The organism is Colwellia sp. 12G3, from assembly GCF_002836775.1.
Taxonomy (GTDB): domain Bacteria; phylum Pseudomonadota; class Gammaproteobacteria; order Enterobacterales; family Alteromonadaceae; genus Colwellia.
On the sequence record NZ_PJAQ01000009.1, the window covers coordinates 91558 to 114324 of the forward strand.

26 protein-coding genes and 1 pseudogene are annotated in these 22767 nt (G+C 37.0%); 15 read left to right on the forward strand and 12 right to left on the reverse strand.

Annotated elements, in window-relative coordinates; translation table 11 throughout:
- Positions 1-12 precede the first annotated feature (12 nt).
- Positions 13-414 (forward strand): thioesterase family protein, encoded by a 402-nt coding sequence (locus CXF71_RS03660; RefSeq protein WP_101231630.1) that lies wholly within the window; start codon positions 13-15, stop codon positions 412-414.
- A gap of 58 nt (positions 415-472) precedes the next feature.
- On the opposite strand, the gene CXF71_RS03665 is transcribed toward CXF71_RS03660, so the two are convergent.
- Entirely contained in the window at positions 473-1225 is a 753-nt protein-coding gene (locus CXF71_RS03665; protein WP_101231631.1) for an SDR family oxidoreductase, read from the reverse strand.
- A 178-nt stretch (positions 1226-1403) separates the two neighbouring features.
- On the opposite strand from CXF71_RS03665, the gene CXF71_RS03670 reads away from it, so the two are divergent.
- Positions 1404-2084 (forward strand): hypothetical protein, encoded by a 681-nt coding sequence (locus tag CXF71_RS03670; RefSeq protein ID WP_101231632.1) that lies wholly within the window; start codon positions 1404-1406, stop codon positions 2082-2084.
- A 168-nt stretch (positions 2085-2252) separates the two neighbouring features.
- Here the strand turns inward: CXF71_RS03670 and CXF71_RS03675 are convergent, their stop codons facing one another.
- From CXF71_RS03675 to CXF71_RS03690, 4 genes are all read right to left on the reverse strand, one after another.
- Entirely contained in the window at positions 2253-2549 is a 297-nt protein-coding gene (locus tag CXF71_RS03675; protein ID WP_101231633.1) for a hypothetical protein, read from the reverse strand.
- A 124-nt stretch (positions 2550-2673) separates the two neighbouring features.
- Positions 2674-3006: a hypothetical protein gene (locus CXF71_RS03680; protein WP_157826688.1), complete on the reverse strand. Its 333-nt coding sequence runs from the start codon at positions 3004-3006 to the stop codon at positions 2674-2676.
- An 87-nt stretch (positions 3007-3093) separates the two neighbouring features.
- Positions 3094-3378 (reverse strand): hypothetical protein, encoded by a 285-nt coding sequence (locus CXF71_RS03685; RefSeq protein ID WP_101231635.1) that lies wholly within the window; start codon positions 3376-3378, stop codon positions 3094-3096.
- Positions 3379-3493: 115 nt separating this feature from the next.
- Entirely contained in the window at positions 3494-3706 is a 213-nt protein-coding gene (locus tag CXF71_RS03690; protein WP_101231636.1) for a GDCCVxC domain-containing (seleno)protein, read from the reverse strand.
- Between the two features lie 164 nt (positions 3707-3870).
- Between CXF71_RS03690 and CXF71_RS03695 the strand changes: the two are divergent.
- Positions 3871-4278, forward strand: a pseudogene (locus CXF71_RS03695) (tetratricopeptide repeat protein); the annotation flags it as partial.
- 753 nt (positions 4279-5031) lie between these two features.
- Here CXF71_RS03695 and trxC read toward each other — a convergent pair.
- On the reverse strand, positions 5032-5466 hold the full coding sequence (gene trxC, locus CXF71_RS03700; RefSeq protein ID WP_101231638.1) for a thioredoxin TrxC: 435 nt from the start codon (positions 5464-5466) through the stop codon (positions 5032-5034).
- A gap of 345 nt (positions 5467-5811) precedes the next feature.
- Here trxC and CXF71_RS03705 point away from each other — a divergent pair, with 345 nt between their 5' ends.
- The 4 genes from CXF71_RS03705 (at position 5812) to CXF71_RS03720 (ending at position 8752) form a co-directional block, all read left to right on the forward strand.
- The gene (locus tag CXF71_RS03705; RefSeq protein WP_101231639.1) at positions 5812-6486 is read left to right on the forward strand and encodes a hypothetical protein; all 675 of its coding nucleotides are present in this window, start codon (positions 5812-5814) and stop codon (positions 6484-6486) included.
- Positions 6487-6831: 345 nt separating this feature from the next.
- The gene (locus CXF71_RS03710; protein ID WP_101231640.1) at positions 6832-7017 is read left to right on the forward strand and encodes a hypothetical protein; all 186 of its coding nucleotides are present in this window, start codon (positions 6832-6834) and stop codon (positions 7015-7017) included.
- Between the two features lie 646 nt (positions 7018-7663).
- A complete protein-coding gene (locus CXF71_RS03715) occupies positions 7664-8377 on the forward strand; it encodes a hypothetical protein (protein ID WP_101231641.1) in 714 nt (237 codons plus the stop codon).
- A gap of 171 nt (positions 8378-8548) precedes the next feature.
- Positions 8549-8752 carry a hypothetical protein gene (locus tag CXF71_RS03720; protein ID WP_101231642.1) on the forward strand — a complete coding sequence of 68 codons (204 nt, stop codon included), beginning with the start codon at positions 8549-8551 and terminating at the stop codon, positions 8750-8752.
- A gap of 40 nt (positions 8753-8792) precedes the next feature.
- Here CXF71_RS03720 and CXF71_RS03725 read toward each other — a convergent pair whose 3' ends face one another.
- A complete protein-coding gene (locus tag CXF71_RS03725) occupies positions 8793-9104 on the reverse strand; it encodes a hypothetical protein (protein ID WP_101231643.1) in 312 nt (103 codons plus the stop codon).
- A gap of 215 nt (positions 9105-9319) precedes the next feature.
- On the opposite strand from CXF71_RS03725, the gene CXF71_RS03730 reads away from it, so the two are divergent.
- The 3 genes from CXF71_RS03730 (at position 9320) to CXF71_RS03740 (ending at position 14793) form a co-directional block, all read left to right on the forward strand.
- Positions 9320-9754 carry a CBS domain-containing protein gene (locus CXF71_RS03730; RefSeq protein WP_101231644.1) on the forward strand — a complete coding sequence of 145 codons (435 nt, stop codon included), beginning with the start codon at positions 9320-9322 and terminating at the stop codon, positions 9752-9754.
- Between the two features lie 139 nt (positions 9755-9893).
- Positions 9894-14039: an ATP-dependent RNA helicase HrpA gene (gene hrpA / locus CXF71_RS03735; RefSeq protein ID WP_101231645.1), complete on the forward strand. Its 4146-nt coding sequence runs from the start codon at positions 9894-9896 to the stop codon at positions 14037-14039.
- A gap of 454 nt (positions 14040-14493) precedes the next feature.
- Positions 14494-14793 carry a PilZ domain-containing protein gene (locus CXF71_RS03740; RefSeq protein ID WP_101231646.1) on the forward strand — a complete coding sequence of 100 codons (300 nt, stop codon included), beginning with the start codon at positions 14494-14496 and terminating at the stop codon, positions 14791-14793.
- A 118-nt stretch (positions 14794-14911) separates the two neighbouring features.
- Here CXF71_RS03740 and CXF71_RS03745 read toward each other — a convergent pair whose 3' ends face one another.
- Positions 14912-16102, reverse strand: coding sequence for a class I SAM-dependent methyltransferase (locus tag CXF71_RS03745; protein WP_101231647.1), 1191 nt, complete (start codon positions 16100-16102; stop codon positions 14912-14914).
- 152 nt (positions 16103-16254) lie between these two features.
- On the opposite strand from CXF71_RS03745, the gene CXF71_RS03750 reads away from it, so the two are divergent.
- Positions 16255-16524, forward strand: a complete 270-nt coding sequence (locus CXF71_RS03750) for an acylphosphatase (RefSeq protein WP_101231701.1) — start codon at positions 16255-16257, stop codon at positions 16522-16524.
- Positions 16525-16578: 54 nt separating this feature from the next.
- On the opposite strand, the gene CXF71_RS03755 is transcribed toward CXF71_RS03750, so the two are convergent.
- The 4 genes from CXF71_RS03755 to CXF71_RS03770 form a co-directional block, all read right to left on the reverse strand.
- On the reverse strand, positions 16579-16788 hold the full coding sequence (locus CXF71_RS03755) for a DUF1653 domain-containing protein (RefSeq protein WP_101231648.1): 210 nt from the start codon (positions 16786-16788) through the stop codon (positions 16579-16581).
- 35 nt (positions 16789-16823) lie between these two features.
- Complete coding sequence (locus tag CXF71_RS03760; protein ID WP_101231649.1) at positions 16824-17270, reverse strand: hypothetical protein; 447 nt, start codon at positions 17268-17270, stop codon at positions 16824-16826.
- A 145-nt stretch (positions 17271-17415) separates the two neighbouring features.
- A complete protein-coding gene (cysK, locus tag CXF71_RS03765) occupies positions 17416-18396 on the reverse strand; it encodes a cysteine synthase A (RefSeq protein ID WP_101231650.1) in 981 nt (326 codons plus the stop codon).
- Positions 18397-18540: 144 nt separating this feature from the next.
- Positions 18541-18963 (reverse strand): META domain-containing protein, encoded by a 423-nt coding sequence (locus CXF71_RS03770; RefSeq protein WP_101231651.1) that lies wholly within the window; start codon positions 18961-18963, stop codon positions 18541-18543.
- A 313-nt stretch (positions 18964-19276) separates the two neighbouring features.
- Between CXF71_RS03770 and CXF71_RS03775 the strand changes: the two genes are divergently transcribed.
- From CXF71_RS03775 to CXF71_RS03790, 4 genes are all read left to right on the forward strand, one after another.
- Entirely contained in the window at positions 19277-20011 is a 735-nt protein-coding gene (locus CXF71_RS03775) for a DUF599 domain-containing protein (RefSeq protein ID WP_101231652.1), read from the forward strand.
- Entirely contained in the window at positions 20004-20492 is a 489-nt protein-coding gene (locus tag CXF71_RS03780) for a DUF2919 family protein (protein WP_157826689.1), read from the forward strand. Before CXF71_RS03775 ends, CXF71_RS03780 begins: the two co-directional genes overlap by 8 nt.
- Before the next feature lie 63 nt (positions 20493-20555).
- Positions 20556-21326, forward strand: coding sequence for a DNA polymerase III subunit epsilon (gene dnaQ, locus CXF71_RS03785; RefSeq protein ID WP_101231654.1), 771 nt, complete (start codon positions 20556-20558; stop codon positions 21324-21326).
- Positions 21317-22681 carry a TIGR03503 family protein gene (locus CXF71_RS03790; protein WP_101231655.1) on the forward strand — a complete coding sequence of 455 codons (1365 nt, stop codon included), beginning with the start codon at positions 21317-21319 and terminating at the stop codon, positions 22679-22681. Before dnaQ ends, CXF71_RS03790 begins: the two co-directional genes overlap by 10 nt.
- Positions 22682-22767 lie beyond the last annotated feature (86 nt).

Genomic DNA, 22767 nt, shown 5'->3' on the forward strand with positions numbered 1-22767 from the left:
TAATTACGTAAAATGAGTAAAATTTATCATCACCCCGTGCAAATCTATTACGAAGATACCGATCATTCAGGCGTTGTCTATCACCCTAATTTTCTCAAATATTTTGAGCGTGCGCGTGAGCATGTGATTGACAGCGACAAGCTGGCAACTTTATGGCAGGAAAAAGGTCTAGGTTTTGCCGTTTATAAAGCCAATTTAACCTTTCAAGATGGCGTTGAATTCGCTGAAATTTGCGATGTACGTACCAGTTACCAATTTGACGGTAAATATAAGACCTTATGGCGACAAGAGTTATGGCGCCCTAATGCTAGCAAAGCAGCGGTCATTGGCGATATTGAAATGGTCTGCCTAGATAAACAAAAACGCCTGCAACCGATCCCAGAAGAAATACTTACGCCACTTTCTACAGGATAAAACTATAGTGTAGGGGAAACGGCTAGATAAGTCAGTGTAGGCCTCATATCCATAAGGCTTACAACCCCCCAGCTAAATCTAAAAAATTACCGGTCGAAAAGGATGACTTCTCACACGCCAGCCAGTAAATAGCCTCAGCTACTTCCCCAGATTGTCCACCTCTTTGCATTGGAATAACATGCTTTAACCTTTCTATACGTTCAGGCTCTCCGCCATCGGCATGCATATCGGTATAGATCAAACCAGGACGTACACAATTAACTCGAATGCCTTCTGCAGCAACTTCAAGTGATAGCCCTTTAGTTAAAGTGTCTATTGCTCCTTTTGACGCCGCATAATCAATGTATTCGTTGGGCGAGCCAGAACGCGCAGCAGCAGAAGATACGTTGACAATCACACCACCTGAACCATCGCGCTGAGTCGACATACGTTTAACTGCTTCACGGCAGCATAAAAAATAGCTGGTGACATTATTGGTTAGGATCGAATTTATCCGTTCAGCAGTCATATCTTCTAATCGCGACTGTTTTTTTAAAATACCGGCATTATTAACCAACACGGTGACAGTGCCCAAAACTTTGTCTACGGTAGTAAACAGTCTTTCTACATCACTTTCGAAAGATACATCGGCTTGCACTGTAATGCACTGACCACCATCAGCGGAGATTGATTTAGCGACTTGGCTGGCTGATTTTTCATCTGATTTATAATTAATACAAACTGCATAACCGTTACGGGCAAAAAGCTTTGCGGTTGCTGCGCCAATGCCTCGACCTGCACCGGTGATTATTGCTACTTTTTGTTTACTCATTAATAATCCTTTTTAAAATCGCATGGCTATTGTGCCATATTCAGCTATTTATTTGGTTGAATAACCATATTATAACCTCCTCTTATTGTCGACAATTAATTGCCTTGTAGTATGTTATTGTTGTAATTGATTTGTTATTAGTTATAATTGTCGACAATATTATCTTTGGGTGCTTTTTATGTGGTATGATTTTTTTGGTGTAATAAATACGTTGTTTATTTTTGTTAGTTTATATGGCGTGTATTTACAGCTAAATAAACTTTGGCTAAGAAAGATAAACGGAGAGAAAAAGGTGACCGATATCTTATCGGTAAATCAATTTACTATGAGCTTTTTAGCTTACTTCTCCTTCTTTGTTTATGGCTATAGTCTTGATATATTTAATCATTATATTGTTTGGCCAAGACTAATCGCCTCTATTTTGGTGGTAATGATATTGTTTGAAATGTGGCAAGACAGAAAGTCTAAAGCATCGCTTGCCAGCCTAGTATTAGTGATTTTCTGCTTTAGCTTAGGCGTCACAGGTCTAACTCTGAATGAGACTTTTTCTGATCACAGTAAACAAGTGTCGACAATACTCATTGTAATGATCACCTTGTTACTGGCTCAAGGGTACAGTCACCAGATTAAACTTATCGTTAGCTCCGGAAAAACAGGGGCTGTTGATATTCGCATGAGCCAGTTTATTTTATTAATGGATATTTCAACCATCGCTTTTGCAATAACAATGGGCATGGACCAAGGTTGGCCACTAATCTTGTTGGCGACAGTGAGCGGTATAACAAAACTCATTATTATGTATTTGTTTCGCTGGACTGGGAATAGTCCAATAGCTAAAATTCGTAGTGAGCAAGGTTAACTCTATTTTATAGGATGTTTTAAAATTAACTTAGCGTAGGGAATAAATAGTAGGTAGTGGGGATTTACTTGTGCGATTGAAAGTAAGTTATTCATTAGATAAACATTGCTGGCTGGTCTATTTAAAAGTATGGACAAAGCCAGCTTATTTAGTGCTGTTGAGTGGCTGTTATAGGCAAGTACTGCGAATTAGTTCACTTTGCTTTTTAACTTCATTAGCATTTTTATCTGCTTGAGCAATAGCGACATCAATTTTAGCCGCGGTACATTTATCTGATAACTCTTTGTTCATCAGGTAACTTTGATCTTTCTGTTGTTGAGTTAAGCCTTCAGCACCACTGTATTGATCTCTATCTTCTGGTGCTCTGTCTTGTTGATAGGGAGGTGGTTGACTCGCGCCACAGGCTGATAATAAAACAACGACTGAAATTGGTATTAATTTATTGAACAACGTTTGATACTCCATGTATATATCCTTATTTAATGTATGCAGTTAACACTGAAATGGCTCCAAGCGCCTAAACATACATATTGATTAGTAACGGGATCCCTGCGACGGTTAGCATTCCCCGTTAATTACTGTGACCTTTTTACCATACTCTCCATTCTTCAGTGACATCCCCAACAAATTCTATATTTGCCGCAGAGGTTACTTTTTGAATGAACTCACAGATGTCTTCGCGTTGACTTGCATCGATTAAACAATCATCACAGCTTTCATTTAATGTGTTTAACGATAAAACTAAGGCTTTAATATGCGCTTTAGCGCTATCTTGTGTTTGGATTTCTGACTCGATAGCTGACATAAAATCTAGCAGGGTTGTGATACAAATCGTCACATCCTCAGAGGTATAGTCAGCTTCATCTTCTCCTTCAATGAAATCTAACATGTCGTACTGAATACTTTTGAGTAAATTCTTCACCTAACTCTCCGGGCGAAATAACGGCACATAAGTAATGATTGGCTAAACTCAGTTTGGGCAAATCATTCAATTTATAGTGCGGTCTTATTATTTAATAACGGCAACACCAGGAACTTCTGAGACTGTTTTAGCTTCAGCACGTTCAATAATTTTTAATAAGGTGGTTTGAATAGTTTCGTCTTTTCTAGCGTCATTTTCACTGGAAAAGGTTTGCTCTTGAACTGCAGCCCCTTCTTCTTGGACAAAACCCACGACAACATTTGTTGCGCAATTAACGGATTCACCAAAATAAGACAGTGATATTTGAGGGTAACCCTGAAATCCCTTTTTGACTCTTTTTGCTATACGTTTTGTCGATTTATCTAAATTCATAATAGGTATCCAGAAGAAATATAACACCTCATTAAGAGGCTAAAAATTACGGCTAACTCTGTGGTATTGAGGCTAGCCAATTGTTTTGTCTCTGATTAATAGTATTTTATACCAATTAATTACAACAAGCCCTGTTTTCTTGAATGGGGGGACACTTCACTGTACCAAATGAGCAATAAACACAACAATCACCTGCTAGCGGTTTAATCACTTTATGACACGAGGTGCATTCATAATAATACTGGCATGCATTTGTTGGCATAACTTCTTTTTTATCAAAGCCGCATTCAGGACAAGTAATCACTGATTCTAAAATTATTTTGCTCATACAATACCTTTATTTGAGGATTGGATTATGGTTGGTTTATCTCAGCGACACTAACCGAGTTTACGTTTTGATTCAATATTTCTTCACAACATCCTGTTTAGTTTTACGAAAAGTATTATAATCCCCATAAGATTGTTATGAACAAATATAAAGTAAGGTAGATCATGAATACAAAAATATACAAGCACGTACACTCGTTAGCTAAAGACTTAATGCAAGCGGTTCATAGAAAAAATCAAATTCGCTTCGATGAATGTTACGCAGAATTACAGAAAGTATGTGACGATAATGATGATACCGATAAAGATCATCCTGTTCAGTGGGAAACACTCGCTGATTTTACTGATGATTTAGCACTAGCTATTACTATTTACGAAAAAGCATTACTAAAAGCTGAAGCTATTAATTCAAAAGACTTTCTCTCATCAGTTGCTTTTGCTATCGCGTCATTACAAGTAGAGTTAGGTGATAAATCAAGCGCTATTGAGCATCTAAAAAATGCTAAAATTAACAGTAATAAAATTGCTGATAAAGACTTAAAAGCTGAAATAGAAGCCTTATTAGAAGAATTAGGCGGAGTAGCTGAAGTCGTTGAAGAAGCGGAAATAGAAGAAGTGCCAGCAACGGAAGTAGAAGCACCTGTAAAATTGAAAGCATGGAAAGATATACAATAGTTAACCCTGAATACGCTAACTAAAAAGTCACTCGATTATCATAATCTGATCTACGCTACGGACACAGCGTTTTATTTAATAATAAAAGCTGTGTTTTGAGTAGGCTTGAGTAGGTTTGGAGTACTAGCTTTAGCGAAAGAAGTGAGTGTTCAGTACATAGAATATCAAAATCAAAGATAGGGACGTAATACTAAAATAGGTACGCCCTTATTTTCTCAACATTGTTAATATTTAAGACTTTTAAAGCGTCTCATTGCAATAACGCGCAATGTAAAAATAGCCAAGATTAACTTCCTCCACTTTTCTAAGGCTCAACAGGCTCAGTTCGATTTTCATCGATAACTGGCTCTAGTAGAGTCTCTAGTTCAAAAAGAGTCTTTGTGATTACATAATCTTACAGGTATCTTCTTCTGATATTACCGTTACACCTAAGCATTGAACAGTTTCATTAGTAATGGCGGCACGGCGGTTGCCAAACCATTTCCATGTAGTAAGACTATCGTAAGCTACACCCGTTGTGCTATTAATCGTAATTCACTTAGTAATAACTTAATGCGTCTATATTTAGAGCATAACTCACTAACAATGAATGACATTCAGCATAAATCCTGCTGTATTTCTATTTAGGTCAGTGATTATCGAGTTATGGGATTACTTAGATATTTTATGTAAACACTGAACTATCCACTGCTTCATTTGCATTTCATTCAGACCACCAGAGGTACGGTCAATCTCTTTACCGTGGTGAAAAAAGACTAAAGTAGGTAAGCTGCGAATATTTGTATCAGCTGAAATCTTTTGAACTTGTTCTGTATTTACTTTGGCGAACAGCGCCGAAGGAGACGATTGCGCTACTTTATTATAGATAGGCGCCATGCTTTGACAGGGACCGCACCAGCTAGCCCAGAAATCAACAATGACAGGTAAATCATTACGTTCAATAAAAGGGTAAAAAGTATTGGCAGTCAACTCCGTCGGTTTGGCTGAGTAGACGCTTTGTTGACACTTACCACACTTGCCTTTGTTATAATCTTTATCATCAGGGATGCGGTTGGTGGTAAAACAGTTAGCACAAACAATATTCATAATATTCCAGTAAATAAGATTATCTCTTTTAAGTGAGGGAATTTTACCTGATTAGTTTTCAGCAGTTAATTATTATCTTCATTTATCCATATCAGTTTAGGTCAGGCGTTAAAATTCATATCCCAGGGTTAATTTAATTAGCTAGTGTACGGTGGTATATTGTATGCAATAATGAATTTTCATTCAATATAACAACAAAGAAATTTCTATGAATAAATTATCAATGTCACTTGTGGCAATTGCGCTATCTACAGTTATTAATGCGTGTAGTAATAACGTGAATGGCGATGCTGTTGAATCAACTCTGTCTATCACAGCCCCACACTTAATCCTATGGTTGCTCAAGTGTTAGCTACCGACATTGAGCAGCTATGGAGCCAAGATTTTGATCATTATCAGCAGGGTTTACTACAAGCGGTTGCGGAACAAATTTCAATTGAGGCGTTAAAAGGTGACTTAACTAATGATAAATTAGAGAAGCTTACTTTCTATCTGAGAATTTATAGTAGTTTTGGCATAGATAAAGATTGGCCTGAGCAAACCGCTGTATCTGTTAATACCGCATTAGTAAACCTACACAATATGACTGGTTTTTTTGAAGTGAGCCCAACAACAGCAAGGTTACATGAAAACTATGCTGTTGCTTTATACCGTTTATATTTCTTAGCCCCTTTACAGCCTTTCACGAATGAAAATCATCAAAATGATTATAGAAAGCTGGCACACTATTTAAAAACAGACTTCTTTGATGGTTATAAAAAGTTATTAAATGACTCAGGTGAAAAATACTCAGCAGAGTTTAACCAATGGTTAGTGAAACATAATGCTAATTATGTGGCAGAAGAAGAAGAAAGAAACCCACAAAAGCCACGTCAACTTTATCGTTATACCTATAAAGACTATTTACAGCCAGCCCATTTAACTGAAGATAAGTTACATATGCATTGGCAGTATTGGCATGAAAATGCCTTAAAAGCATCAGACAATAAAGTTGCTAACACAAACAGTACTGCTAAATAGAGTATTGTTGTAGTGACATAGTTAAGTTAACAGTCAGTTTTTCACTTAACTTATTTAAATACGGACAACTCAATGCTATACCTAGCTCTATTTTAGAGAGTATTAGGTATAGCATTTTTTTTATCTCGATTGAAAGAATGACAAAGAGGTATAACGTTCATCGTTTAACTCCTAAATTGCAATATTCGAGTTGCAAAATGATAATTTCAACATTTAATTTAGCTTGCTAAAAAAAACGATATAAAAATCAATGACAAATTTAACTGATATTCTGGCATTGTTGATGCAATGTACTACAGTAGTAACGCAAGTTTGCGAAGCTATTATTAAGTTGAGGGTAGTCATATGTTAAACAAAATGAGTATGAGCAATAGACGAATGATCATGTCAGTAGAAATGCTGAATGTTTATCAACAAGATGCCAATAAAACGGGTCAAGATGATGAAGGGAGAAATGAACAAAACAGACAAAATACTGATGCGTTATACGAGCATGATGACAACCCTATTTATGAATTGGGCTATAACTAGAAATAGCTACTTGCGATAAAATACATGGTTTGGTGTTTTCAATAAATCCAGTATCATTGATTATTTGATGCAGGAAATAAGTTATTCACGCTTTGATTAAGGCAGTATGAACACAGCTATCGTGGTATTAGGCTCGACCAATGTATGAACAAGGTAGCCTTTTATCCACTGCTTTAGTCTGTTGAGCACAAGCGTTCATTGACTATAAAACATGTCTCCATGTGACGTTTATTTTTCCATGATTTTTAGGGACACATTAACAACTCTGATATTCATCGTGGAAATCTAGCCTGTAATATCCCCTTGAAAATAACGATACATAGACAATTTATGAATGAAACTATTGCAATAGTAGTCTCAGTAGATGACTTATAATATAAGGATGCTCTTAGGGGGAGCTGAGCGTACTTATCAAGCAACCAGTAAAGGAATACTTAGCAGTCTTTAATACTTTCAATCGCTTATTGGTGTACGAACTTTACCGGAACAGGGGAAACTAAGAGTAATATAACCACTAAATAACTTTTCTAGGATCAGACTAAACCAGAAAAAGCATAGGTATGCTTTTGTCTTATCTTACATCAATATCTAAGAGTAATAGTTAGGATAATATTACCTCAAGTTATATTAATTATTGGTGAGTATTGTGTCAGAGTTGTTCAACCTACCGCGTTTATCAGCTGCAAAAATTGTGAGTTATGCTTTGGTTTTTATTGCAAGCTTACTAATCTTCTTTATCTCGCAAGTTATTCAGTTTTACCTCGGTGCTTATAACCTTTCCACCATGTATATTTCTTTTTGTGCAGGCTTTATTCTATTTATTCCCTTGGTGAGTCTCGTTTTACATCCTTTGTTACTGAACAAGGCCGGTAAAAGTGAAACTTTTCACTTTAGCGCCTTACTGGCAAATATCGGCTTAGTGTGCGTGGTGCAGTTTTTATGTTTTCTTATTTGGATGACTGATGCAGTTGCTCTATACAGTTTATATGTTGATCAACACTCTTTTTTAGCAAAAGTATTTGATATACAGACGAAAACCAAGGGAGATATGACGTTTGAATTTTATTGCTTTAATTTTATTTTAGCCTGGCTGTTTGCGCTTTTGTCTCTAATTGTCGGCGTACTACCTTGTTTGATCGCTCGCTTAGATAATTATGGTGTCGTAGGAGATTTTGTTGCCTCTTTCTCATTTGGTAAAAAGCATAAAGTGTTACTGTGCTTTTATGCCTTGTTAATCGCTAGTTCGGTATTGCTGCCTTTATTGTATGGCAAGTATCTTTTTTTAGTGCTGTTTCCTAGCGTATTAGTTTGGGTCTTTAGTAGATTGAACCAAAAATACTTATTGTCGTCAATTGCATAACAACGATCTTTCGCACAATATGCATTGACTCTACCAACGTTGATGGAGCGGCTATAAATGCGTTAATGAGCCAGTGTTAGTGTAGTGAAGATACACTGCTATAATTATTACTAGGTAATGAAAGTAAGGTGTCAAAATAGCTAGGTACTTTGACTCTTTAAGGAGGTTTACATGGTTTCATCAATTGATGGTAACGGCTCAGTAAGTAAAGTGTTACAACAACAGCGACAGCAAGTCGATAATCAGCAAGAAGAACAACGAGCTAAAGATCAGCAACAAGAAATTAATCGACAGGCGCAAGAAAATTCAGCCGCAGAGTCTAGACGAAATGATGCAGACAATCGTAAAGGTCGTTCTGTGGATTTAACCGCTTAACTCATTCAGGTTCAATGCAAGTGTTTTAACCGTGATGCGGCTATTGGTTGGCTTGTTTTTTCCTAAAAAGAAAGGCTTTATCGCAAGCAGGTAATTCATAAAAAAGTGGTGCGCCATTTATCCTGTTGCCGTTATAAGCCTTAGCTTCTATTTTGCAGGCTGATTCGCTCTTTTTAAATTTTTGACGACATTCCTGATAAATTTCACTTCTTCTTGGCTTTAATGCAATTTTTCTGGCAGCTTCACAAGCTTTATCCAGTTCTATTTGCTCTGAGTTATGAGCAAAAGCCACTGAAAATAAGCTATTGACGACGATGACCAATGTAAACAAGAGAAATAAATTGGGTTGCATATTGGGTTCCTTGTAATAAGTATTAACACTTACATTATTGTTGTTTAAGAAAGTGGACACGTCTAGTTAGTAATAATTTAATAAAGTTATAATTAAGACAAGTAAAAGTTGGTTTTTTGGCAAAGGCTTATCTACAGTTATCATTAAAGCACACATGTTTTTATCATAATAAAGTACTAAATAATAATTTAGTCAGGGGTTAAAAGGAATATCATATGCAGAGCCTAAAAATTCAAGAATATATGAATCACTATCCAGTCACTTTTACCGAAAGCATGTCCGTTGATGAAGCTTCATTACGTTTCTTAAAAACGAAGCAAATTGGTGGTCCGGTAATTGATCAAAACTATAAAGTACTTGGTTTTATTTCAGAAGGTGATGTTTTAAAGAAAATGTTAGAAACCCTCTATTTCAATGAAAATGTAGCGAATGTTAAGGATATTATGCGTAAGGAGGTACTTTCAGTTAAACCATACGATAGTATTATTGAGTTGGGACAAGCCATGATAAGAGATAAACCCAAAGTGTACCCTGTGATTGATGACGACGGAAATTTACTTGGTACTATCTCTCGAAATGAGGTTTTACAAGCTTGTTATAAATACGGTAGGGCAAGGACCTCTATTGAGAAGGAACATGCGGCGGTGTGATTTTGATAGGGAAATTTAAATTTAAAGGAGCTGTGGAGCTCCTTTTGTGTATTCAAGAGTTTATTTATAATGCTTTACTCGCTGTATTTATCGTTTATTACTGTTAAAATATTCTTTTTATTTTCTATCCGAGTTTGTTTTGTCTGTTTCAATTGATTCTGCGATTACGTTATTTTCCCATCTACAAAGCCTTTTTGAATTACTGCCTCAAGTAAAAAATTGTGATGCAGTACGCTTTAAAAAAAGGTTAATGAACCTTAAAAAATTAATTGCTCAAGAGGCGAGGGGCAAGTCACCCAATGAATTAGCGACTTTGCCGCTATCAGCAAAACAAATGAAGTTGCTTGAGCCATTACAACAACACATCCTCAAATCTATTCAAGATAAACAGCAAAAAATTAAAAACTTACCCAAGATTACTTATCCTGATGGCTTACCTATTTCAGATAATGCTGCGCAGATTTCCGCGGCTATTGAAGCTAATCAAGTGGTTATTATTGCCGGTGAAACGGGATCAGGAAAAACGACACAAATTCCCAAAATTTGTCTGGCACTCGGTCGTGGTGTTGATGGACTGATTGGTCATACTCAGCCTAGGCGAATTGCGGCACGAACGGTTGCTAATCGTATCGCAGAGGAGTTAGGCACGACAGTAGGTGAGCAAGTTGGCTATAAAGTTCGTTTTAATGACCAAGTTAGCGAACAAAGTTATATCAAATTGATGACTGATGGTATTTTACTGGCTGAAATGCAAAGGGATCGGTTATTACTTAAATACGACACAATTATTATTGATGAAGCTCATGAGCGTAGTTTAAATATCGATTTTATTTTGGGCTATTTAAAACAAATCCTAGTAAAACGACCAGACCTTAAGTTGATCATTACGTCGGCGACTATTGACCCGCAACGATTTGCGAAACACTTTTCCAGTAAAAGTGGGATTCCTGCGCCTGTTATTGAAGTCTCAGGTAGAACATTCCCTGTTGAAATGCGCTATCGACCACTAAATGATCGTATGGTGACCGATGAGGACGATCAATCCCCTCAGGACGTAGATATTATTAGTGGTATTTTGTCGGCTGTCGATGAGCTGAGTGAATGTGGCCAAGGAGATATTCTTGTATTCCTCAATGGTGAACGTGAAATACGTGATACCGCAGCTGCACTAACTAAAGCCAATTTACGCCATACCAATATTTTGCCGCTTTATGCCCGTTTAACCGTTAGTGAGCAGAATCAAATATTCAAACCTCATAGTGGACGAAACATTGTCTTGGCAACAAACGTTGCTGAAACCAGTTTAACGGTACCAGGTATTAAGTACGTTATTGATCCCGGTACGGCGCGTATTTCACGTTACAGTTATCGAACTAAAGTACAGCGTTTACCTATTGAGCCGGTTTCACAGGCCAGTGCTAATCAACGCTCTGGTCGTTGTGGACGTGTTTCTGAAGGTATTTGTATTCGTCTTTATTCTGAGGATGACTATAAAAGTCGTGCAGAATTTACAGATCCTGAAATTTTACGCACCAATTTAGCTACCGTTATATTGCAAATGCATGCGCTAGACTTAGGTGATATTGCTAATTTTCCTTTTGTTGAAGCTCCAGATAATCGAAACATCACCGATGGTGTGCGTTTATTAGAAGAAATAGCAGCCGTTGAAAGCCTAAGTAACTCTAACAGCAGTACGGATAAAGATAAGTCGACTAAAGGTAAACAGTCTACAACAGCAACACAATTGACAAAATCAGGGCGTTTGTTAGCAAAATTCCCGATAGATCCACGTTTGGCTAAAATGGTTATTACTGCCATTGAATTTGGCTGTATAGAGCAAATACTAATAATTGTTAGCGCCTTGAGTATTCAAGACCCACGCGAAAGGCCACATGAAAAACAACAACTAAGTGATGAAAAGCATAATCGCTTTAAAAATAAAACGTCTGATTTTATAAGCTTACTTAATCTGTGGCAGTATATTAACGTTCAGAAAAAAGATCTAACACAAAATCAGTTTCGCAAACTATGCCAGCGTGAGTACCTATCTTATGTACGCTTACGTGAATGGCAAGATATTTTCAGTCAATTAAAACTCACCTTAAAAGAACAAAATATAGCACTCACATCTGTAGATTATCGTTTTTCAATGCCAAGTGGTCAGCAAGCTCAAGAAGTAGGCTCAGCAGTTGATAAGGAAAAAGAAAGTGAGCAAGACTCCGTATTAACACCTGTGCATCAAGCATTATTATCGGGTTTACTGAGTCATATCGGTCAACAAGATGAAAACCGCGAGTATAAAGGCGCGCGCGGTATGAAATTTTTTATATTCCCAGGCTCAGCGCTCACTAAAAAGTCACCCAAGTGGTTAATGTCGGCTGAATTAGTGGAAACGAGCAGGTTATTTGCTCGTATGAATGCCAAAATCGACCCTTTGTGGCTTGAACCGCTGGCGCAACATCTTGTTAAGCGAAATTACAGTGAACCGCATTGGGAGAAAAAACAAGGCGCGGTAATGGCCTTTGAACAGGTGACTCTCTATGGTTTGAGTATTGTCACCAAACGTAAAATTAATTTCAATACCATTGAACCCGCAACTTGTCGTGAGATATTTATTCGAGAAGCACTTGTTAATGGTGACTGCGTCATTAAAGAAAAGTTCTTAAGCAAAAATCAGCAATTGGTAGAAAGCATAGAAGAGCTTGAACAAAAAGCGCGTCGAAGAGACTTTTTAATTGACGAGCAACACTTGGTTGATTTTTACAGTGGAAAATTGCCTGATACTATTGTTTGTCAGCGTAGTTTTCTTGCTTGGTGGAAAAAAGCCAAACAAGAAAATGCGTCGTTACTCGATTTTACTAAAGCGTTTTTATTGAATGAATCAGTCGATGAGTTAAGTGCTACCGACTACCCAGACTTTTGGCAACAAGACCGTATTACGCTACCGTTGACTTATCATTTTAGTCCAGGTGATATTGATGATGGTATCAGCGTAATTATACCTATCGCCTTATTGAATCAAGTACAAGATATGGGCTTTGATTGGTTGATCCCCGCATTACGAGATGATCTTGCTATCGCTTTAATTAAAGCATTGCCTAAAACACTCAGACGTAACTTTGTCCCAGCACCCAACTATGCGCAAGCGTGTGTAGCGGCAATGCCCGCTGAGCAGGGAAGTTTGCAACAAGCGTTAGCAAAGCAACTATTGCGGATGACAGGCGTTCGATTACCAGAAGAAGCTTGGCAAGACATTTCTCTGCCAGTGCACTTAACCATGAACTTTCAAGTGGTAGATGATAAAGGCGACCTATTAAAGCAGGGTAGAGACCTTAATGAGCTGAAAGCTGAGCTACAAGGTAAGGTTAAGGCATCAATTAAGAAAGTCGCTGAAAAAGGCATTGAGCAAGCTGATTTAACTCAATGGGATTTTGGTGCATTACCTAAAGGTTATGAAAAGAAAATTGCCAATATTACCATAAAAGCTTTCCCTGCTTTAGTGGATCATCAAAGTAGCGTGGCTATTGAGCTTTTTGAGCAAGAGCAACATGCGCAGGAAGCGATGTTAAAAGGGATCAGCCGACTGATATTGTTGAATATCCCAACGCCATTAAAATATTTACAGGAAAAACTGCCTAATAAAGCCAAATTGGGCTTGTATTTTAATCCTTTTGGTTCTATCAATGATCTTTTACAAGACTGTATTCAAGGGGCATGTTTGTCTTTGGTACAGCAATTTTCTCAGCAACAAAACAATGGTCAGCTTCCTCGAGAAGAAAAACAATTTTCACAGTGTTGTGATTATGTCAGAGCTGAAATAGCTGATTGTGTGTTAACTGCAGCGATTAAAGTTGAACGTGCGTTAACTTTACGTCATGAAGTGACTAAAAAAATGAAAGGGAGTGTGCCTTTAAATGTTATCCAATCTCATGGTGATATTAAACAGCAATGCGAGCAGTTAGTGTTCAAAGGTTTTGTCAGTAACTCGGGTTTAAGTAAACTTGATGATATTATTAGATATTTACAAGGAATGTTACGTCGTTTAGAAAAATTGCCAAGTGATCCTAACCAAGATAGGCTAAAACTTATTGAAGTAAATAAAGTTAATGAGTTGTATCAAGTTATTATGGGTAAACAAAGAAAAGATAAACCGATAGAGAGTGAATTACTCGCTACGCGTTGGCTGATTGAAGAGCTTAGGATTTCATTGTTTGCACAAAATTTAGGTACCTCTGCCCCCATATCAGCTAAGCGAATTTTAAATCACTTAAAAGGTTTCGCTTAATTTATACCAAGTTGATTAAGTTCTTTCCCACTCAGCGAGAATTAAAAGGCTTAGAGACAAGGCATTGATTGATGAGAATGGTTATTCCCTTCTCAAAATCAATAACGATGTGTGTAAGCCTTTTAAACTCGCCCTTGGGAACTTACTCGATGCCCATTAACTTCGTTAAATTAATTTGATTTAGAGTGACTAAACCGAAATGAATTTTCCTTGTTATTGAACATCGAGTATAGCTCTGAGTTGGGAAGAAATTTTATCAAATTGGTATTAAACTATAAAAGTGTATGTATTGACGGAATTTTCAAACTTAAATAATTATACAGCCGTTATCATTCAAGCGCTTCTTTGATTGGTAACGGGTATATATGTTCACTTATTTACAGCAGTTAGTTGACACTACTGTCTTTGCTCAGTATAAATAATAAGGTTATAAATAGTCTGCTTGGGAGGGCAAATGAAAGGTTTTGATGATAAACGTGATTTTTACCGGATGATGTTAAATAGTGACGTTACGGTTACCGTGATAGATGACGAAGTAAACAGTCAACTTTCTGCTACCTGTCGAGACTTAAGTGCGACAGGAATGGCATTTGAAATCGAGCATCCATTAGCCATTTCCACACAGGTAAGAGTGAAAGTAGACTCAGCTGGCAGTCAGGTGCAAGCACTTGATATTAGTGGCAGAGTGGTTCGTATTGAAGAAGAAAGCAATAATTGTTATCTCATCGGTATCACCATCGAAGAAATCGACTAACGAGCATACTCTAATCTCTATATAGAAAAAGCCAGATTAAGTTCTGGCTTTTTGCTTTTCAGTTTTAATTTTTCAGATTAGACCGCTAAAGTGCAGGGATAAACTGACTATTATCTTACTATTCAACTTGGCAAACTAAACCTTTTAAATAATAACCTTCAGGGTAATTAGAAGAAATAGGATGATCTGCAGCTTGTTGCAAACGTTCAACGAAATAAGCTTTTCTTTTCGCATCTAAGGCGGCATCAGCAACAACTTTTTGAAATAAACTTGCTTCCATTAAACCTGAGCAAGAGAATGTTAACAATAAACCGCCAGGATTTAATAACTGCATGGCTACCATATTGATGTCTTTATAGCCACGACAGGCACCTGTTAATTGCGCTTTCGATTCAACAAACTTAGGTGGATCAAGGATTATCATATCAAAGGTACGTTTTTCTTCACGGTATCTTCGCAATAATTTAAATACATCTTCTTTAACGAAAGAAACATTAGCATCCGATAGACCGTTTAAGGCAAGGTTACGTTCGCCCATATCCAGCGCAGCTTGCGATACATCAACATTAATTACCTCTTTGGCATTATTTGCCGCACAGTGCAATGCGAATGTACTGGTATATGAAAAGCAATTTAATACTGTTTTGTCTTTGGCAAATTTACCTGCAGCAAGCCTTGAGTCACGTTGGTCTAGATAAAAACCTGTTTTATGACCTGTGGCTATATCAACATGGATTTTTATGCCGTGTTCTTCAATGATACATTCTGTTGAATCTTGCGGCTCTGTTAACCAACCAGTAACAGGCTCTAAGCCTTCTTTTTTACGCACATCAACATCTGAACGTTCATAAATATGACAACCTGGGTAAAGCTCTGTTAAGCAGTTTACAATGGTATAGCGATGAAAATCTGCACCAGCGCTAAGTAACTGACATACGATGAACTTATCATATATATCAATAGTTACACCGGGTAAACCATCCGATTCACCAGCAATTAAGCGATAACCGGTTAAGTTTCCTTGGGCAATAAACCAATCACGTCGTGCTTGAGCACTTTGTAACTTAGCAAGGAAAAAATCACGATTAATTTCTTCATGCTCGTCAAAGCTCCAAACTCGAATTCTTATTTGAGATTCAGGTGAATACGCACCTTTTGCTAACCAATTACCTTTACTATCGAATACATCAACAGTATCGCCAAGCATAGGGTTACCTTTGATTTTGTTTACTGCTTTCGAAAAAATCCACGGGTGTTTACGTAATAAAGATTTTTCACGACCAACATTTAAAGAAATTCTTGCTGACATAGGTCTATACTTACTTTTGATGAATAAATAACGTCGTAATAAATAAAACGTTAGTTACTCTGTGAAAGAGGAATTTGCGCCGATTCTAGTCAATGACAGGCTTAGGTGCAAACTTTACTGATAATAATACCGATTTAAGAAGAGAAACATGTATGAATGTTAGCTATATTGCGCATATTTCAGGTAGGGTACAAGGGGTTTATTTTAGAGCCTCGTCTCAGCAACAAGCCATTGAATATAGTTTAAGTGGTTATGCACGTAATTTAGCCGATGGCGATGTTGAAGTATTACTGTGCGGTGAACAAGAGAATATTGATAAAATGCTTGCATGGCTCGCTCAAGGGCCTGAACAAGCAAAAGTGACGGGCATTCAACATAAACAAATCCCTTGGACAGAGCATCACTTCTTCTCTATCGGTTAAACCCTAAAGCCCTGCGCTTAAGTATTTGTCTTATCTATGATACGAACTGTTGTGTTATGGCTTTACAAAACTGAAGCGCTTTAGTGTTTTACCCTCTCGCGCTATAGTTTCATCAAACATGGCTAACGGGCGTAGCCAAAGATCATCTTTATTCTCTGCAGGGTGATATACCACCATATATTCTTCAGTTTCACTGTGTCGAGCAAGATGAAGTACACGGTAGTAATTACCTTTAAAGTGTTGGTATATACCTAATTTTAACATTATTTTATCTTATGAGTAATTTACAATAGTTATTTTTAAAAAGGGTCTTTTAATACTTTATCAATAAACCACTTGCCATCACGTTGGACAATACCCAAGCGTTTAACATCTTTAATCCGATTGTCTTGATAATAACCATCAAAATAGATGGTTATATTCGCCTGACCTTTAAATTGTTCTCGTACTTTAACCCCAGCACTGTCTGGCTTTATTTCAACCTTATCGTAAGACATATTAAATAAGTGGCGAGCTACCGCACTTGATGTACGGTAATGGAGAATAAGTCGAGCTAACTTAGGATTACAAACAGAGGCGGCCTTTTCAATGTTTTTCTCATTATATAGGGCGTCAAAAAAAGCAATCGCAACGGTTTCTGGGTTATCAACCGTAGTGATTTTTTGTGGGTCATCTTCCCCACAAGCCGTTAATAAAAAAACGGAGCAAAATAACAGAGAATAGAGAAAGGTTTTTAAATAGCGCATTGAATTTTAGTCAGAAAAGTAAGCATTATTCTCAATAGTAACGTAATTGGTTTGCTAAAGTGAAGTTAAATCTCAGGGCTGATTAGCGAAAAAAGGCACCTAAGTGCCTTTTTTAAATATAAATATAAACTTGTTCAGTAATTAATTACTGAACAAGTTCTTTATCGCTAAAGCTCTCAGTAAAAAGTGCACTTGATAAGTAACGTTCTGCTGAGCTTGGTAAAATCACTACAATATTCTTACCTTTGTTCTCTGGACGTTCAGCAAGACGCTTGGCTGCTACAACAGCTGCGCCAGATGATATGCCAGCAAGGATGCCTTCTTCTTTCATTAAGCGATGCGCCATTGCAAATGCATCATCATTTGATACTAGTTCAACAGCATCGACCATATCTAAATCTAAGTTGCCAGGAATAAAGCCAGCACCAATCCCTTGAATTTTATGAGGGCCGGGAGTTAACTTTTCACCAGCAAGGGCTTGAGTAATCACTGGAGAGTCTATAGGCTCAACAGCAACAGTAGTGATTGCTTTGCCTTTAGTGAGTTTAATATAACGACTTGTACCGGTAAGTGTACCGCCAGTACCAACACCGGCAACAAAGATATCGATGTTGCCATCAGTATCGTTCCAGATTTCTGGACCAGTAGTTTCTTCGTGAATTTTAGGGTTAGCTGGGTTATCAAACTGACCTAATAAAACATATTTTTCTGGATCTGAATCTTTAAGCTCTTGAGCTTTAGCTATAGCGCCACCCATGCCTTTAGCACCATCGGTAAGTTCAACCTTTGCACCTAAAGCGATAAGTAATTTACGACGTTCTAAGCTCATAGTGCTCGGCATTGTCAGCGTTATGCCATAACCGCGTGCAGCAGCAACAAACGCTAATGCGATACCTGTATTTCCACTTGTAGGCTCAACAATTTCTTTTCCAGGTTTTAATAAACCTTTTTCTTCAGCATCCCAAACCATGCTTGCGCCAATACGACACTTAACACTGAAACTCGGGTTTCTTGCTTCAATTTTGGCATAAACATTAGCGCCATTTTCAGCACCAATCACGCGGTTTAATTTGACTAGTGGTGTGTTACCAATGGTTGTAGTGTTGTCTTCGAAAATTTTAGACATTTTGGATCCTGTAAATTAGTTACGTTAATTAGCGTAAGAGTAGCTAGTTGTTATAAAAAAAGAAGTGATATTTTGTTATAACTTATATTGCTATTTAGCAAAAAGTTTAAAAAACTCATTTCTGTATATTACATCAAAGTTAAGTTATTGCTTTGTTCTTTTTGCCTTTAATTGCAAAGAGCCTTGTTGGTCGAACATTGATAATTGGCCATTATATAATTGGAAGCGTTTAACTTTGCTAAGTGCTTGTAAGACTAATGCTTCTTGATCCATCAACGCTGGCAAGCACATTTTTCGAGTGGTTGCTATTGGACCTATATTTATAGAATTGTTTTGCGAACTAAAGCTGGTTGATATGTTATTACAAGATGCAGATCCGCTTAACGTATTTTCCAAAGTAAATTTTAATTGAACGATACTTCCAGTAATGACAGGGTTACCGTTAATTGAACCAACAAGCCAATTGCCTGTTAATGTTTCGTGGGCAGGAATGCTAGAGGAACTATTGCAAGCTGTTAGTGTGATCAAGATTGCAACTAATAAGGCTAGTCGTTTAATATTTTTCATAGAAATTCCTATATTGCGCCATGATTATTAAAATATCAAAACGACTTAGTTTATTATAGTGCCAGTGTTATTCAATTATTTATAAAACTCAAGTGCTTAGTTAGTTCTGTCATGACATTTTATTCAGGTATGTTGTTTTTAAAGTAAATATTCAAGGTTACTTAGACCATTACTTTAATATAGACGAGATACTAAAGCATACGTTACGTTAAAACTTACCTTTTTATCTATCAAATGAAGTTGTTGGTCAATAAAAATTGTTGGCGTATAATCTTATTTTTGCATATCAGTGTTATGTCTTGAGGAATTAAACTTGCCCTTTACCCTAGTCGATATTTTAGCTTTATCTGTTTTTATTGTTGCTTGGTATGGTTATACCGTATTTGCACGAAAAAAGGCCAAGACAACCGACTGTATTGCTCGATCGTTGCATCAACATCGAATTCATTGGATGTATGAGGTCATTTCACGTGAATTTAGAGTTTCAGAAGCGGCTTTACTTGCTAACTTGGAACGTAATATTGCTTTTTTTGCTTCTAGTACGCTTTTAATCCTTGCGGGTATTTTTACTTTGTTTGCCAAAGTGGAAACATTAGAGGTGGTTATTTCTTCACTACCTTTTGCTACGGATGTTAATCACTTAGCAATACAATTAAAACTCACTTTGTTAGCCTTTATTTTTGTAATCTCTTTTTTCCAATTTACCTGGTCTATGCGTCAATACGGATTTTTAAATGTAATGATAGGGGCAACGCCTTTCGATCTGTCGGGGAAAAATGAGAATTTAACCGCGTATGCAAAGCAAATGGCCATTGTGCAAGATCAAGCGGCTCACTCTTATAATTATGGGTTAAGATCTTATTATTTTGCGCTAGCGGCAATATGTTGGTTTTTCCATCCATTCTTATTTGTCATTATGAGCTTATGGGTAGTTTATACCTTGTATACAAGAGAATTTAACTCTAAGGCTGTTAAAGCTATCACTACCGCTCATCATTTGTTGCATCAAGAGCGACAGTTGAAAAATGAGAAAACACCCGATGCCTAAAAAATATCAAGAATACTCCATTGAAGACTTTGATAAATTTGACTGCTTAAAATTATCAAAGCGTTTTTATTTGGTATTGTTATTTGTTTTGCGTGGTTATTTAGTATGGCTTATGTCTGTAACTAATATGAAAGACAGAGTGGCAACCATGCAATGGATATACCCAGAAACAAGCTTGTTTTTTCTAAGTCTGATATCTGGGGTTATTGGTTTATGCGTTGTTGTTGTTATAAGTTTCCGTCGACCTAATTCAGCAAATTGGGTTAAAGTCATTTGGCCCTATTGCCGAACAATGTTGGTAGTTGCATTAATTTTTGACTTTAGCATTAACCTTATTGGTTTTTTCTATTGGCAATTGACCTCAATGCCATGGTTAATCTGCCAAGGACTCATTGTCTTTGCTTTAATTACTTTATGTTTTACCAGTAAACGTATGCAAATTAACTTAACCGAATTTCCTCAAGCTTTACCCGAAAAATAATGGTCAAATCTGAATTCAAGGAATAACGTTAACCGTGATAAATATTACAAAGAAGGCTCACCAGTGAATAATACAACCGATACTCAAAACTCAGAGAAAGATAAGCGATTAATCATTTTAGATACAGAAACTACAGGTATCAATCCGAGAGAAGGGCATCGCATTGTAGAAATTGGCTGTGTTGAAATGATCAATCGTCAATTAACTGGACGAACTTATCACGCCTATATAAAACCCCTTGACCAACGGGGGCAAGTATTCCAGATGGAGCAAGAGGTTATTAATATTCATGGTTTAACCAATGAATTTCTTGCAGACAAACCCATTTTTTCCCAAGTTGTACACGAGTTTATTGATTTTATTCGTGGTGCAGAGTTGGTTATACATAATTCCAAGTTCGATGTTGGCTTTATGGACCATGAGTTCTCTTTGTTTAACTCTATGGGGCGAAGCCAAGATAAAGTACCGATGACCGAAGAGATCTGTACTATTACCGATACCTTGAAAGTATCAAAAGATGAACTGGGCTCTCCAAAAACATTAGATTATTTAGCGCGATTTTACCGCGTAGACAAGTTAGTCGACCGGACATACCACGGGGCACTAATAGATGCCCAATTATTGGCGTATGTCTACATTGAAATGACGCGTAAGCAATCAAGTTTCAATTTGTCGGCAGGTGACGGCGCTAATGCCGATGCTAATGCAATTAGAAGAGTTTCCTCGACTCGTAATAAATTAAAGATTATTACTGCTTCGGCCGATGAATTAGAAGCACATGCCGATCGAGTAGCCGTTATTGCTAAAAAAGGAGGGGATCCACTTTGGAAATAAATAAGTATCATTATTTAAATTTACCATCAGTTAAAGCATTAAGGCTGATTGCTTATCTGATTATTTTTGTTGCCTCGTTCAATGCTGGCGCATTCTTGACTAGTGATGCAGAAAGCAATAATGAAGAGAATAAACTGAGTAAAACTAAAGTTGAATACTATCAAAAAGATAATATAACAAACCAAGTTCCTTATTTTGATAACCGCTTTCGTCTTGATGCTAACCTAGAGGAAATAACGCTAATATTTTATCGTAAGAGTGGTAGTACACCTATTATTCTTATAAGACCTGATGGCAGTAAAATAAGAGTCAATGAATTCGACCATGAGAAAGTTCAATGGTTTGATGACAGTACATTTGACATGATTAAGATAAAAAAACCTATGCCAGGGCCTTGGCAAGCCGTAGGGGATATTTTACCAAATAGTCAAATATTGGTGGTCTCTGATGTGAAAATTTCAGTAGAGCCGTTACCTGAAATTGCTTTTTCAGGTGAAACACTAAAAGTAGAAGGTAGGCTTTTTAATGGTGATGAAGCTATAGATAGCCCCCATTTCAAAAAGGTTGTCAAACTAGATGTTAATTTCTACAGCACCAATAACTCACTTTATGAAAATTTTGGTGCTGATGCTATTAAGGTGACCTCTTTTCGTGATGATGGTCGTGGTTTAGATGAATACGCCAATGATAATACCTTTACCGGTGAATTTATTCTAAATTTTGCAGCAGGAGAGTGGCAGCCGGTTTATTTGGTGAAACTACCCATGGCAACTCGCGAGTTAAGACAACAAGCTATCCTTTTACAAAAAACACCGATAGAAATTAGTGTTGTCAAATCGGAAGACGTCGAAAAGCCTCATCAATTACGCTTAACTATTGATCCAAGTTTTGTAGACCCTAATAGTTTAGTTTTCCAAGGAAAGTTTACGTTCCCAGATCGACAAGTGGAGCCTTTTTCTATTATGGAAGAAGATGGCGTAAATAGAATGACCACTATTACCAATACAGAGCCCGGTCTTTATCGAGTAAATGTTAGTGCCTTTGGTAAAACAATTACAGGCCGAGAGTTTCGTCTAGTGGTACCCGAGTTCAGCTTTAATGTAGAAACAAGCCTTAATGAGCTTAATGCGGGCGCAGATTCAAATGCTGATGAGGCACTTACACTAATTGAAACTACCGATACGTTACTTGTTAATGCAGAACAAGATAGAACAGAGGCTTTATTAGCTCAAAAAATAGCGCAAGATGAAAAAGAACAAGAAACTTATATCATTATCGCCGTTGGTAATAGTGTCGTTATACTGATTGCAGTTGTTTTGTTCTTCATTTTACGTAGGAAGAAGAAAACAAAATAAGGCAAATTATCTTTTTATAGACGTATAACGACTAAAATATGCTTGTAAATTCATCAGATTGCTCTTCAAATGCTCAGGCAATAAAT